This window comes from Exiguobacterium sp. SH3S1 (assembly GCF_004337105.1).
GTDB classification, from domain to species: domain Bacteria; phylum Bacillota; class Bacilli; order Exiguobacteriales; family Exiguobacteriaceae; genus Exiguobacterium; species Exiguobacterium aurantiacum_A.
In genome coordinates this window covers 1-14,157 of the sequence record NZ_SJUW01000011.1, presented here as the reverse complement: position 1 = coordinate 14,157, position 14,157 = coordinate 1, and the positions used below count along the sequence as shown (strand labels likewise).

12 protein-coding genes and 1 pseudogene are annotated in these 14,157 nt (G+C 53.0%); 10 read left to right on the top strand and 3 right to left on the bottom strand.

Annotated features, from left to right (window positions below):
* Positions 1-70: 70 nt before the first annotated feature.
* Entirely contained in the window at positions 71-3,448 is a 3,378-nt protein-coding gene (locus EVJ26_RS11640; protein ID WP_236635565.1) for a dynamin family protein, read from the bottom strand.
* A gap of 16 nt (positions 3,449-3,464) precedes the next feature.
* Entirely contained in the window at positions 3,465-4,085 is a 621-nt protein-coding gene (locus EVJ26_RS11635) for an NAD(P)-dependent oxidoreductase (RefSeq protein WP_131470525.1), read from the bottom strand.
* 235 nt (positions 4,086-4,320) lie between these two features.
* Here EVJ26_RS11635 and EVJ26_RS11630 point away from each other — a divergent pair, with 235 nt between their 5' ends.
* The 10 genes and pseudogenes from EVJ26_RS11630 (at position 4,321) to EVJ26_RS11580 (ending at position 14,032) form a co-directional block, all read left to right on the top strand.
* Positions 4,321-5,364 (top strand): FUSC family protein, encoded by a 1,044-nt coding sequence (locus EVJ26_RS11630; protein ID WP_236635564.1) that lies wholly within the window; start codon positions 4,321-4,323, stop codon positions 5,362-5,364.
* Positions 5,365-5,481: 117 nt separating this feature from the next.
* A complete protein-coding gene (locus EVJ26_RS11625; protein WP_070327269.1) occupies positions 5,482-5,907 on the top strand; it encodes a hypothetical protein in 426 nt (141 codons plus the stop codon).
* A gap of 721 nt (positions 5,908-6,628) precedes the next feature.
* Complete coding sequence (locus EVJ26_RS11620; RefSeq protein ID WP_070327268.1) at positions 6,629-7,138, top strand: PH domain-containing protein; 510 nt, start codon at positions 6,629-6,631, stop codon at positions 7,136-7,138.
* On the top strand, positions 7,135-8,637 hold the full coding sequence (locus EVJ26_RS11615; protein WP_131470522.1) for a PH domain-containing protein: 1,503 nt from the start codon (positions 7,135-7,137) through the stop codon (positions 8,635-8,637). The genes EVJ26_RS11620 and EVJ26_RS11615 overlap by 4 nt, the downstream gene beginning before the upstream one ends.
* A gap of 610 nt (positions 8,638-9,247) precedes the next feature.
* Positions 9,248-10,510, top strand: coding sequence for an NCS2 family permease (locus EVJ26_RS11610; RefSeq protein ID WP_131457683.1), 1,263 nt, complete (start codon positions 9,248-9,250; stop codon positions 10,508-10,510).
* A gap of 65 nt (positions 10,511-10,575) precedes the next feature.
* Complete coding sequence (locus EVJ26_RS11605; protein WP_131457684.1) at positions 10,576-10,848, top strand: hypothetical protein; 273 nt, start codon at positions 10,576-10,578, stop codon at positions 10,846-10,848.
* A 188-nt stretch (positions 10,849-11,036) separates the two neighbouring features.
* Positions 11,037-11,411, top strand: a complete 375-nt coding sequence (locus EVJ26_RS11595) for a DUF3916 domain-containing protein (RefSeq protein ID WP_131470520.1) — start codon at positions 11,037-11,039, stop codon at positions 11,409-11,411.
* On the top strand, positions 11,408-11,821 hold the full coding sequence (locus EVJ26_RS11590) for a PTS sugar transporter subunit IIA (RefSeq protein ID WP_236635563.1): 414 nt from the start codon (positions 11,408-11,410) through the stop codon (positions 11,819-11,821). Before EVJ26_RS11595 ends, EVJ26_RS11590 begins: the two co-directional genes overlap by 4 nt.
* 12 nt (positions 11,822-11,833) lie before the next feature.
* Positions 11,834-13,166, top strand: a pseudogene (locus EVJ26_RS11585) (family 1 glycosylhydrolase).
* 380 nt (positions 13,167-13,546) lie between these two features.
* Entirely contained in the window at positions 13,547-14,032 is a 486-nt protein-coding gene (locus EVJ26_RS11580) for a hypothetical protein (RefSeq protein ID WP_131470518.1), read from the top strand.
* A 7-nt stretch (positions 14,033-14,039) separates the two neighbouring features.
* Here the strand turns inward: EVJ26_RS11580 and EVJ26_RS11575 are convergent.
* Positions 14,040-14,157: ATP-binding protein (locus tag EVJ26_RS11575; protein WP_236635569.1), on the bottom strand; the 118-nt coding region annotated here is incomplete at its 5' end.

The following is a 14,157-nucleotide window of genomic DNA, read 5'->3' as shown; positions in this document are numbered from 1 at the left end:
AAACAACCCGAGTGCGACCGTCATGATGACGGCCGGGATCAGGCCGACGAGCAATAATGAACCCATGCGTTCAATCCTTTCTGAGCGCATCGAGGCGCTGTTTCATGTCATCGAACGACTGCCCGTCCGTCAGTACGCTCAGCTCACCGGCGACGAGGTCGTTCACTTCACGGTTCCAAGCAGTGCTGAGCGTCGTCTCGAGCAATTGTAAGTGCGAAGCGGTCCGTTCGGCTTGACGTGTCCCGACTGCTTCGAGCTGTTCCCGGACGGCGGCTTTTAAGCGCGCGCTCAAGTCGTCGCGCAGCTTCGTCCGACCGTCGGCTTCGAAGAATTGATTCGCGTTCTTATAGTGCTTCAACACGGGACGGAACGGGTCCGCCTCGAACGTGACCGGATCGACGGCGTCGCGGAGCCAGTCGATGTCGATGTCTTCTTCGTATGATAACGTCGGCAAGACGGGGCGCAGTTTGAGCGTCTCACGCTCGATCAACCGTTCTGTCTCTTGCTTCAAGAAGCGCTCGAGCCGATATTGGAACACTTGCAGCTCTTGGTGGATGTCGTAGGCGTACTTGTCGAGCGTGCGTGTCAGGGCGCGCTCGAGACTCGCCTTCGAGCCGTCGACTTCGACCGGATGGAACGTCTCCTTGACGAAGTCCGAGAGCCGGAAGAGGGAGCGCGTCTCGAGGTGGGCGAGCAGTTCGTTCACTTCGCGCGTGAACGGGTCGACGAGCGTCGTGACGCTCAATCGGTTGTCGGACTCACGCAACTGTTCGAGTTGTGTGCGATGTGTTTCTTTGACAGTCGCATCGGCTTCGGCTTCGCGTAAGACGTCTTCGAACGCGGTGACGAGAGCGCTCGTCTCGTCTTTGATGCGGACGGCGTTCGCTTGGCGCAGGTCACGGTCGACGAACTGTTCGAGTTTGGCCGAGAAGCGGTCGAAACCATTGTTTCTGCCTTGGATGGCGTTCCGGCTTGAGATCGGCAGGACGGTCGGATTGCGGACGCCGAGCTTCGTCAACTGGTTCGACACGTAATCGGTCACGGCATCGCGTTCCGCGTCATCGGTCGCCAAATCGGACGCGTTGACGAGGAAGAACATGTCATGGCCGCCCGTCCCTTGGACCCGCCCGAGCTGGATGACGAGCTCGCGGTCGGTCTCGGTGAAGGCGTGGTTGTAGTACGTCACGAACAGGACGGCATCGGCGTCGCGCATATAGCCGAACTGTACCTCGCTGTGGCGGTTGAACTGGGAGTCGGCGCCCGGCGTGTCGACGAAGATGATGCCGCGCTCGGCCCAAGGGGAGTCGACATATAGCTCGATCTCCTTGACGATGCAACTCTTCTCTTCCTCGGTGACGAACGAGCAGAACGTGTCGTAGTCGACCGACTGCTCACTGCCGAGATAGGACAGGGGAGCGTTTTTGACGGCGTTGACGAACGGGTGGTCGATGCTGAGCGCTTCAAGTGAAGCGCCGTAGCCGTTCAGTTCCGCCTCGAGCTCGTCCCGTGTCTTGAACGTGATCGAGGCGCTCTTATGGGCTTGACCGTTCGGGGGCACGATCTTTGTGATCGAGGCCGTCAACGGGTTCGGCGACGTCGGGAGCACCGTTTCGCCGAGCAACGCGTTCAGCGTCGACGACTTTCCGGACGAGAACGCACCAAAGATGGCGAGTGTGTAACGCTCGGACTCGGCCCGGGTCAACTTATGACGCAACGACTTCACGCGTGACTTAAATAGCGGATGACGTTCTAATATTTCACATACCGTATATTCATAAGAAAAGTCAAATGAAACAGCAGCAACATCGCCCAAAAGCGAGGTCGACGCAACTTCTTGTTGCTGGTGTTCGACTTGTTTTTTCGGTAACTGGCCGGCCTCTACGTAAAGGCGGGTCTCGAGGTCGCCCAACCGTTCTTCCGAGATATCACGTGTGGCGTAAGTAGAGAGCAGCGCTTGCTTTTCAGTAAGCCGGCGTTGAAGCGCCAGCGTATCGAGCATGTCATATAAGTCGTCTTGCTCGGCCTTGATTTGGTCAATCCGGTTTTTTCCTTCAGCCTCGAGATACGCCTCGACCGAGGTGACCCACGGGTCGGACACTTTCGTCACCCAAGCGGCGAGGGCCGACTCGATGTCACGGCTGAACTGGAGGACCGTGTCGCCACTGAGTGACGCCCCGGCCTTCACTTGCTCGCTGATGAGCGTCTTCGGTGCGGACGGCAATGTGTCGGGACGAGACAAGATCGCTTCTGGCAGCTTCAAGTCACGGACGATGTCCTCGGCGTATTTGATCAAGTGGGGCCGCAAGTTCGTATCAATCAATCGGTTAAACTCTTTGGCGGCGACGTCTTCACGCCGCACACGTTCCTGGCGCGTCTTTTCTTTTGAGAAGAACAGGCCGACTTTGAACTCAGGTGCACAACTCTCCAGATAATCCCGCAACAGTTCACGGAACTCATAGTTCATGATCGGCGCACTGGCGACAATCGGGGACTGGTGTTTAAAGAACTCACGACGGAACGACTGCAGCCACGTCGATTTCTTCTCGAGTCGCTGGAGCCGGGATTGGATCTCCGCCGTCTGCTTCTCGACGACTGGAAGCTGTTCGAGCGCTGTCTCGATTGACCGTACAGACCGGTCGAGCAACGTGTCGACGAGGAGATTTGCTCGCGCCTCACTCTGCTCTCGGGCCGTCTCGATGACGGCTTGGACGTGGGTCCGGAGCCGGACGACCTCGTTCTCCGGGTGGTCGAGCTCGCGGAGCGAGATGTAGAACATATCGTCCGGATTGATGGTATGACGCATAAACGCCGTCTCGAGCGAGCGTTTGAACGCATCAAACGGAAGTTCCGTCTCATCGTGCTTGTCGATCTGATTGATGATGATCGAGTAGGGGCGGGCTTCGGCGCTGAACTGTTTCATCAACTGGATGTTCTGTTCTGATTGGACGTGATTGTAGTCCATCATGAAGAACAAATGGTCGGCGAGGAAGAGCGACCGTTCCGTCGCTTGGCGGTGACGCTCATCGGTCGAGTCGATACCTGGTGTGTCCATCAAGACGACATCACTTCCGAACGGGAAGCGCGGTAGCGCGTATTCGACTTCTTTGATCTCTTCGATTTTGCAGTAGTCGCCCAAATGTTCGAGCTCGTCGGTCCCGAGTCGGATCCAGTCCGTGTCATTGACGGCGACCGAGGCACTTGCGTCACCATTACGGAGCGTGACGATGTTCGCGCTCGTCGGAATCGGGCTCGTCGGCAATACCCCGTCGCCGAGCCAGTTGTTGAGCAGCGTCGATTTACCGGCCGAGAAGTGACCGCAGACGGCAATCCAAATCTCGTCACGCGTCACTTTCCGGAGTGCGGTCCGGGCGAGCCGGGCCGACTCGGTCTCGTCTTCTGTTTCAAATACGTCGGTCAATTGCGCCAGGCGCATGCGTTGTTCGCTCATAATCCCCATCCCCTAATCATGATTCCGTCGTGATCCCGACGCGGTGTCTGATGTATGTTCTGTCTTTCCAGGCGCGAAGCATGAGCTCGGCGACGTCATCCCGTGCGATCGGGCCTGAGTTCAACGTGCCCAACACGTCGGCCGTGATGACGATCTCACCGACAGATTCGCCTTCGATCAATTGCGTCGGACAGACGATCGTGTAGTCGAGGTCGGAGGCTTCGAACAGCTCATAGGCTCGGGCGTGGTCTTCGGCTGCGGTCGTCATCGACCGTTTCGACTCACGCGTCTCGAAGCGATAGTTGTCCGAGTCGTGTGCCCGTAAAATGCCGGCTGTTCCGACGATCAAGATGCGTTTGAGTCCTGCCTGTTGCATCGCCGCGATGACGAGCGGGGTGAAGCGCGACAAGACGTTTTGTTTGTCGGTGCCGAGCGCTGACATGACGACGTCAGCACGTTGTATCGTTTCAATGACGGCTTCCTGGTCGGTGGCGTCGCCGATGATGACGTCAAGACCGTCCCTCGGTTGAAGCGGTCGTCTCGTTAATAGGCGGACGTGATGTCCGTCCTCCAGTAATCGTTCAAGCATCCGCATCCCCGTGCGGCCGCTTCCTCCAAATAAAGCAATGGTTGACAAGTAAACCCCTCCCCATCAAGATTAAAGAAAATATCCAACGCCATCATACCACGGAAGCGCTCTCGAATCGGGCAAAATGACCTGACTTCGACCGGTTCGAAGGGCAAATGTTTCACGCACGCCGAAGTCGGCTAAAAAAATTGCATGACGTGTACAAAGGGGGAAGACACTCCGGTGTCGAGAACGCATGAGATTTGGAGCTAGAACGATCAAAACTGGGATTTCTGTCGCCCTGGTGTTACTTATTGCCGAAGCGTTTCAATTTGAACAAATCGTCGTCCCTGCACTCGCGGCCTCGCTCGCCTTGCTGCCGTCGGTGTATCAGACGGGTGTCCGGCTTTTAGAGGAGATGAAAGGGAACTTGATCGGCGCCTTACTGGCCGTGTTCTCGTTGATGCTGACACCGAACCCGACACCGATCGCGATCGGCGTCGTCATCATCATCGCCATCTCGATCCTGCTCTTCTTGAACCTCGAGTCGACGACGCGGACCGTCATCTTGACGACGATCTTGATCATGGAAGGGGCGAGCCAGTCCGACCTGTCGATCTTTATGTTCGCCGGCGAACGTTACTTGCTCATCATGATGGGGATCACCGTCGCGCTGCTCGTCAACGCGTTGTTGTTCCCACCGCGCTATGAACGGAAGCTCGAAGACGAGATCACGACCGTCTTTCAAATGGCGGTCCGGATTGCCCGCTTGTTCTCCGAGACGGAAGGCGGCCGCTCGTCGTTCGAATCGCTCGACGAGACGAAAAAGAAACATCGCGGTTCGAAGACGACGTATGATTACTTCGAAGAAGAGATCAAAGCCAACCGCTGGCTCGAGAAGAAGACGCCGATCTACCGTCGGGCCGTCCTCAAGTCGAAGATGATCGACACGAACAGTGCCGCCATCCACGTGCTCGACAAGTTGTACGACGATTATTTGACGGTCGAACATCTGCCGCCACAACTCGAGGAAGAACTGTTGCGCCATATGCGGCACTTGCTGCGTCGGCATGAGCGTTTGTTCTCGGCATATGAGCTCGAGAACGAACACATCATTGACCGCGAGGAAGACTTGATCCATGAGAACTTCGACTTCGCCAAGCTGATGATCGAGAAGATGCGCGACGAAGAGGAAGAACTCATCTTGACCGTCGTCCCGCTCGTCGCGGCGATGACGAACTGGGTCAAGGCGATGAACGAACTCGAACGCTACCTCATCACCGAGATGAAGAAGCATAGCGACAATTTGAAAGTGGAACCGCGCAAGAAGTGGTTCTTTGAAGACTAAACGTTTCACGTACATGCCAAGCCGCTCATGCGACTTGGCTTTTTTGCCGGATAAAAAGGAATGTGGAAAGTGACTACCGAACGGAATAAAGGTAATCAGTTAAAAGGAGGAGACGGAGTGAAGAAACTGAAAGTTGAACTAGGAATGATTGGCCTCTTTTTAGTGATATGGGTGGGCTTTTCACTGACACTCCCGCCAAAGCTCGTTGCGAGTTCTGAAGATGAAAAGTTTAACGCGATTTATACCGTGTCACATTCTTTAAAGGAGACATGGGCGGGCGAATTGACGTGGGACGAATTGGACGGAGAGATTGTCGACTTGTCTTTTTATGAAAATGACACTCAACTGACTGGAGACTTTTTAAGTGAGCCAATTGACATGCGGCAAAATAGTTACTACGAATTTGTATTTTTAGGATCTGAACCGAATTCAGATAGTGACTATACGCTCCGTATTTTGTGGAAAGCAAGCGGTGAGAGTCATGAGGAGGTTCTGACATTTAAAGAAAAGAAGCGATTCTTCGTTTTGCCAACGCTTGATTGATGGCGCATTGTGCGATGTTTTATAGATATGATGAAACCTTGGAGGGGATATTTTTATCGAGTGTCGTTCATCTAAAGGTTCATTTAGAATAAAGAGAAGCTCGCGTCATGATTAAGAGGACTACGTTGATAAATTCCTATATTTCGTTACATACTGCACTTCATCTAGATTTTTCATATTCCAAAGAACATGAAATCGATTTATTAATTAGCCAAGGAGCGATTGATTTTTATTATTGAATCTATGTACGAGAAAGACAACTCATTAAATCTCTAGCAGTGGACACATGTAGTGCTCAGTGACCTAGATGAGCTTCGCCTGGCAGATAAGAATGACGATAATTCTTCCTAATAAAAATTTAGGACGCTTCTTTTTTTAATTCATTATATATGCGTATGCACTGGCGCTATTACGATACCGCTGCGCGCACCTATATAAGCGAACAACTCAAAAGTCTTTATCAGCATATAAACGGATGAATGTTATTTGTTCTCAATTAAATTAAGCTGAGGAGCCTTATATGCATCCCACAAAATTTTGGGACACTCAAGATACATCGAACATTTCCAAGAAGACTTTTAGTTAGACTGCACGAATGAGTAAGGACCGTTCGGGCGCACTCGAACACCTTCCCTGTAGCGGAATGAAACTTTTTTCAAATAAACGACGTATACTAAAAGAGAGACGGACAACGCGTCCGAACGGATAGGGGGAAACACCAATGTCAGACATAGAAACAGTACCAGCATCACTCAGCGGTAAACTACCGATCGAGGCACGGACCGTGTTCCGGTTGTCTAGTGCTATCTTTTACTTGATCGGGCTCGTCATCACCGGCGGTCTCGTCGTCGCCTCGCTCTATTTCGACTGGCCGACATGGCTTCAATATACGATGTATGGCTTGCTCGCCATCGATCTCATCTATAGCGTGATCGACATCGTCGTCTTCCAAAAGTGGAAGCAAGAACGCTTCACGTATGACGTGCGACCGCTCGAGATTCGTCTGCACCACGGCATCATCACGACACACGACGTGTTGATCCCGATGACGAAAGTACAGTACGTCCACGCCCAACAAGGACCGTTGCTCCGGAAGTACGGCCTGCAGACAATCACGATCGGCACTGCGGCCGGGTCGCATGAGATCTATGCGATCGAGGAGTCGTTCGCGAAGACGCTCCGTGAACAGATCGCGGTCTATGCTCGCATCGAGGAGGAGGATGTCGTATGACGGAAGCGACGCTCACCTGGCATCGTCTACCGACTCGCGTTTTACTGTTACGTGTATTAGAGGTCATCAAGTCATTTATCATCCCGCTCGTACTGCTATTTGTGATCAATAACGATTGGAGTTCGACGTTCGGCATCATCTTGCGCGTCGGGATCTTGCTCTTCCTCTTGCTCGACGTGATCCAAAAGTTCTTCGGCTGGCGCAATTTCCGTTACGCCTTGGACGACAAGACGATGTATATCATCGACGGGAACTGGATCAAAAAAGAGAAGTCGCTCCCGCTCTATAAGATCCAAAGCGTCCATTCGAACAGTCCGTTCCTTTACCGTCTGCTCAGTGTCGTCGAGTTGACGTTCGACACGAACGCGAACAGCGACGACGCCTCGTTCAAACTGGCCGGCGTCTTCCCGAACGAGGCGAAGCGGCTCGAGGACATCCTCGACCAGGTCCGTCATCGGAAGACTGAAACGGACTTACCCGTGGAAGAGAAGACAGACACGACATCTGCACCGGTGGCGATTGAAAAACCGGCGAGCCGTTTGTTGTATGCCATCTCGACCCGCGAGATCATCATCGCCTCGCTGACGTCGCTGTCGGTATTCGCCATCTTCCCGGTCGCCTCGACGGTCGTGTCCTCGATCGATGACTTCATCAACCTTGATGGGACGTTCGACCAAGTCGGGGAGTGGGTCATCAGCGCCTCGATCATCGCCATCGGCGTGCTTGTCCTTACTGTCTTGTTCCTGTCTGTCATCATCGGCATGGTCATCAACTTCTTGAAATATGGGAACTTCCAACTCGAACGAAGAGGCGACCGGATCCGTGTCGAGAAAGGGCTCTTGAACCGCTCGGCGAAAGAGATCCCGTACGAGAAGATTCAAGCGATCCGCATCAAAGAGACGTTCATCCGGCGCTGGTTCAACATCGTCGGCGTCGAGCTCGTCGCTGCGGGCACGATGGACGAGTTGAAAGACGAGTCATCGACCATCCTCCCGTTCGTCAAACGGGACAAGGCGATGGCCGTGCTGAACGAGCACTTCAACCAGTTCATATGGGCCGACACGCTCCATCGTTTACCGACACGGTCGCTTTGGATCAAGCTGATGCGGATCAGTTGGTTCGGTCTCATCATAAGTGGTGTCGTCCTCTATTTCTTCCGCGATTACGCCTGGTGGCTCGTCCTGTTGTGGGCCATCATCATCGGCGGCCGCCTGTTGAGCTATATGACGACGCGCTACGCTCGGAACGGTCGCTTCGTCGAGCTCCGGACCGGTGCGTTCAACGTCCACTCATTTTTGACGGACAAGCCGCGGATCGAACAGGTCCAAGTGACACAAACGCCGCTTCAGCGCCGTTTCGATGTATGCAACGTCCTGTTCTCGACTCGTGGTGTCTTATCGAATGAAATGATCGAGGATATCCCGAAACAAGAGGCGGATGCCATGTTGAAATGGTTCTCCCGCTACACGGTAGAAGAAGATATGAAAACACCGGGTTAAATCACCCGGTGTTCGTCACGTCAAATTCATCGTTTTCGTGTTTCTAATACTGAAAACCGGGAACAGATATGGTATGATGCAAGTAGAAAGAGACCGGTGCTCGATACACCGGCCTCTGGCTTACAGGCTACCACTTTAAGAGTGGCCCAGCCGCCACAATGGTTAGTGAATCAGAAAGTGACCCATCTCATTGCGCCGAGGGGGTCATTTTTTTGTGCGTTCAGACTTTGCACGATCGGATGTTTGGTGGATTACCAAGTGAACAATGATCGGAGCGAGGATCGGGACGATTACGTAATCGCCGACCCAGGTCCATAGTTGTTCCATCCGCACCACCGCCTTCCTCCATTGCGGAATTGGCGGCTGACCCCACTATTGCTGTGTTAACCTGCCTCTTCATTATAGCAGATTCCGACTAAAATAGATGTTGAAAATAAGAACGTTTGTTCTTATTTTATAAAATGAACCTTTAGATGGAGTCGTCTCAACACTGGGTCCAAAGGTGGAATTGAACTACGATAGTGTTGCATGTCTGAAGTCAGACAGGATATAATGAGTCTCGTGTGTAACCACATGGGTGGGTGAGGGTGCCAACAAAGGATTGATTCCTATGGCAAAACAAACAGAATGGAAAACAGAAACATACGGGGGCGTGCTGAACTTTCTGGCGACAGCATACATCCCGGCCGTACATGCGGCAATCTTGACACAAGCCGGACTCCCGTTCGAGGGAGCGCTCGTCGGAGCGATTTTGACAAGCATCATCGGGACGTTCATCGCGGGACTGTTCAACTTACCGTTGTTGCTCCTACCTGGTATGGGCATCAATGCGTTGTTCACGTACACGCTCGTCTTGCAGATGGGACTGAGCTGGCAGAGTGCGCTCGCCGTCTCGCTCGTCTCGGGGGCGCTTGTCGTCCTCATGACGGTGACGAAAGTGGCGAGGAAACTCGCGAACGCGTTCCCGCCGATCATTCATGACGGACTGACGGTCGGGCTCGGCCTGTTCCTCATCTTGATCGGACTCGAAGCGGCAGGGATCGTCTCGGGCGGTGGTGGGGCGCTCTTGCACATCGGAGACCTTGGGGAGCGACCGGTCCAGGTCGCGTTCCTGACGCTATTCGTCGCGATTCTTTTGTTCTTGAAGATGGGACCGAGCAGCTTCCTCTGGACGATCGCGTTCGGTGTCGGTTTGAGCGCTGTCACGGGCACGCTCGACTGGACAGGTGAGTTCGCGCTCACACCGTTCTTCGAGTCGTTCGGGACCGTGTTCGGCAACGTATCGTTCGCGCAGTCGACATCACCGATCTTCCTGATCGCGGTCGGCGTGTTGACGCTCGTCTTGTTGATCGAGAACATCAGCCTGATCCAGAATCAGACGCGAGCGATCGGCAAGGACGATCAAGCCCCGAAAGGCTTGATCGCCCAAGGGTTGTCGACGATGGCCGGTGCCATGTTCGGCTCGAGCCCGACCGTCTCGACGGTCGAGGTCGCGGCCGGCATCTCGGTCGGCGCACGCGGCGGCATCTCGTCGTTCGTGACGTCAGGTCTTTACGTCGTCTCGCTCTTGCTCTTGCCGCTGTTCGCGATCATTCCGGTGACGGCGATCGCGCCGGTCTTGATCATCATCGGCATGATGATGTTCCAGAACGTGAAGCATCTGCCGCTCGACAATTGGGAGCAGGCCTTCCCGGCGATCCTCGTCATTATCATGATCCCGTTCACGTACTCCATCGTCGATGGCATCGGGCTCGGCTTCATCGCCTATACGATGATTGTCTTGTTCAAGAAGGGCTATCGCTCGCTCAGTCCGGTCGTCGGTGTCTTGACCGTATTGTTCTTGGTTTTCTTCTCTTTACCAATCTGGCTTTGAAGTCACGCGCGGTACCGTTCATTCGGTGCCGTTTTTTTGTATGATGAGAGAAAAGAGGTGTTCGAATGGAGCAAGCAGGCGGGTTCCTTTCCATCGGGATGGATTATCCGAAGTACTATGCATTACATAAACTCGCTCGAAACGTGTATGAGGAACTGTTACGTGGCGGTGGGGAAATCATAAAAGTGACATACAGTCAGGATAAAGCGGGGAACGACTGGACGACAATCATTCCGACCGAGACAGATATCAACTATTCTCACATCGGATATTACGGATCTGTTCATTTACGAAGCGGGTATTTTGGAGGAGTTGACCTAGTGAGGACAATGTCTTGAGGAGACGAGCGAAAGTGCGCGGTGTCAGACGAAGGCTGGAACGGTTGCGCATGTATATCCAAGAACAAACCAATTCGTTACCGTCAACGTTTCACGACGGGTATTGGCACAACAAAATCCCGATTGATCAATCGTTTTTATTGTCCGTACAGGAGAATAGCCGGATTTAACATGCGATCATCGAGGCGATGAGGGAGGGTGCCTCCCGTCTCGTACGTCTCCGAGGAGATGAGCGATATCGGATCGTCGTCTTGTTAGACCTTCCGACGCTTTGGCAGTCCGAACTCCTCGTGTTTGAAAGTAACGCACGACTGAAGGCGTTTATGGAACGGGCCTCGCCGGATCAGACATGGACGCCATTGCCTATAGATGATGTGTTTCAACAAAAGCTCGTCATCTCAGCGGACGTCGAGGCGCATCGTTTCCACGATCGGATTCAAGATGAGAATGATATTTATACAGGAGAAGTCTGGTTGCTCGTTCAATCAGCGGGCAACTTTTTGCGACGGTCGTCCAAGAAGAAACGATTACGTCACCGCTCTCAGGCCGAGTCATCGCCTTGAGTGATGTCCCGGACGACGTGTTCGGCTCTGGGGCAATGGGGAAAGGTTACGCCGTCGAACCAAACGGGAATAACATTGTGGCGCCATTAGATGGGACGGTCGTCATGGTCGCACCGACGAAACATGCGATTGGACTGCGTTCGAACTCAGGGATCGAGCTCTTGATTCACGTCGGGCTCGACACCGTGACACTTGACGGGAAACCGTTCACTGTCCACGTCAAAGATGGGGACAGCTTCAAAGCGGGCGATGTATTGATGACGTTCGATCGCGACATGATTGCCGCCCATAACTTATCAAGTATCACACCAGTCATCGTGACGAACAGCTCGACTTACGCCGATGTACTCGTTCAACCAAGCGATGAGACAGACACAACGAAGCCGATGCTCACGATTGTTCATCAATAAGGAGGAATAAACATGAAGACATTACCGAAAGATTTTCTATGGGGTGGCGCCCTCGCCGCCCATCAATTTGAAGGCGGCTGGGACGCCGACGGCAAAGGCCCGAGCGTCGTCGACGTCTTGACAGCAGGCGCCCATGGCGTCGCACGCCGGATCACGGACAAGGTCGAGCCGGACGAGTTTTATCCGAACCATGAGGCAATCGACTTCTACCACCGCTATAAAGAAGACGTCGCCTTGTTCGCCGAGATGGGTTTGAAGTGTCTCCGGACGTCGATCGGCTGGAGCCGCATCTTCCCGAACGGTGACGACGCCGAACCGAACGAGGCCGGGCTCAAGTTTTACGATGACTTGTTCGATGAGCTGTTGAAGCACGGCATCGAGCCGATCATCACGTTGTCCCACTTCGAGATGCCGCTCCACCTCGCCCGTGAGTACGGCGGGTTCCGCAACCGGGCCGTCGTCGACCATTTCGTCCGCTTCGCCGAAGTGTGTTTCGACCGTTACAAAGACAAGGTCAAATATTGGATGACGTTCAACGAGATCAACAACAAGATGGACGTCAACAACCCGCTCTTCCTCTGGACGAACTCAGGCGTCATCGTCGAGGACGGCGAGAACGCCCGTGAAGTCATGTATCAGACGGGGCACCATGAGTTGATCGCGAGCGCGCTCGCTGTCGCCAAAGGGAAAGCGATCAACCCGGACTTCGAGATCGGGGCGATGGTATCGCACGTGCCGATCTATCCGTATTCGTCGAACCCGGACGACGTCATGCTCGCCGAGGAGATGATGCGCCAGCGCTACTTCTTCCCGGACGTGCAAGTACGTGGGTTCTATCCGAGCTACGCTTTGAACGAGTTCGAGCGAGAGGGCTACAATATCCCGATTCTAGACGGGGACGACGACATCTTGAAGAACGGGACTGTCGACTACCTCGGTTTCAGCTACTACATGTCGACGACCGTGAAGAGTGACGTCGTCGCCGACAACAGCGGCGACATCGTCAACGGCGGTCTGCCGAACGGTGTCGAGAACCCATATATCAAGTCGAGCGACTGGGGTTGGGCGATTGACCCGGTCGGTCTCCGCTACGTGCTTAACCGGTTGTATGACCGCTATCAGATTCCGCTCTTCATCGTCGAGAACGGTTTCGGCGCCGTCGATGAGATTGTTGACGGGAAGATTCACGACGGGCGAGATGAAAAAACGCTACGGCATGATCTACGTCGACCGTGACAATGAAGGCAACGGCTCGATGGAGCGGATGAAGAAAGACTCGTTCGATTGGTACAAGCATGTGATTGAAACGAACGGGGAAGCGCTGGAATACAAAGTAATCAAATAAAAATGACTCCCTTTAATGATCCGAGTGATTATTAAAGGGAGTTTTTGTATGATAGTATTAGAGAACATGGAGGTATGTAGATGAGCAGTTTTTCAATCCGTTTAGGCACAACTCTTAATCAACAGCGTGACCGGAACTGGAGGAAGAGACACATCACCGAGATTCACTCGTCATACGTTTTTGAAGAATTGCTCTCGAGTCATTTATCGAGACATATCGAACGTGGAGCACTCCAATTTACTTCCCATGCCCTTGTTGGAATCGAACTTTTAGAGGGAAGTGAGACGAAGTCATACACGCAACACACGTTTGACGACACTAGTCATCAAGTGTTGATTCATGAGTTCATGAGTAAGACGTTCGACTATGAGGACTACTTGATGATTCTTGACGAGAAAGAGAAGTTTCGTCATTTTGCTGAGCTCGTTCGCGACGTGCTCGTACCACTATTAAAAGTACATACGTTCAGTGAAAAAGAAGCGATTTCTGAGATCATCGAACAAGGTTTGAAGCAAATCGAAATGAACGACTACAAGTTGGTCGTCTTATTGAATAAAACGCCAAAATCAAATAAAAAACGTAATCGGATAGCGGTTTTCAAATTGATTGTTTCTGTGACAGGTGCCACGTTTTGGATAGAAGTTTATGAAAAGGGCATGAAGTTATTTCAAGCGAAAGTAATTGAAGAAATCGCGAACCCCCATGCGTTCTCATTATATTTCGGAACGAGTCGTTGGGAGTCCGATGACGTGTTCACTATCCATTCCAAAGTTCGGAATTGGAATGCGCGAGTTGATGTCCTGAATGGTGTATTTTGCAATACAAATGTGCACAATAATGCAACGAAAAGTACAGAACTTTGCTAGCTGGGTCTTAGTGTTTCGACAACGCATGCGTGACACGATAACTGTCACCTGTGAAGTTTAGTATGTGAGCGTGATGGATGACGCGATCGACGAGTGCCGCTGTTAGGCGCGCGTCGCCAAAGATG

Excerpts from the sequence above, each read along its gene's own strand:
- EVJ26_RS11640 (WP_236635565.1), bottom strand. The coding sequence starts at position 3,448 with ATGAGCGAACAACGCATGCGCCTGGCGCAATTGACCGACGTATTTGAA.
- EVJ26_RS11620 (WP_070327268.1), top strand. The coding sequence starts at position 6,629 with ATGTCAGACATAGAAACAGTACCAGCATCACTCAGCGGTAAACTACCG.
- EVJ26_RS11615 (WP_131470522.1), top strand. The coding sequence starts at position 7,135 with ATGACGGAAGCGACGCTCACCTGGCATCGTCTACCGACTCGCGTTTTA.
- EVJ26_RS11610 (WP_131457683.1), top strand. The coding sequence starts at position 9,248 with ATGGCAAAACAAACAGAATGGAAAACAGAAACATACGGGGGCGTGCTG.
- EVJ26_RS11605 (WP_131457684.1), top strand. The coding sequence starts at position 10,576 with ATGGAGCAAGCAGGCGGGTTCCTTTCCATCGGGATGGATTATCCGAAG.
- EVJ26_RS11595 (WP_131470520.1), top strand. The coding sequence starts at position 11,037 with ATGAGGGAGGGTGCCTCCCGTCTCGTACGTCTCCGAGGAGATGAGCGA.
- EVJ26_RS11580 (WP_131470518.1), top strand. The coding sequence starts at position 13,547 with ATGATTCTTGACGAGAAAGAGAAGTTTCGTCATTTTGCTGAGCTCGTT.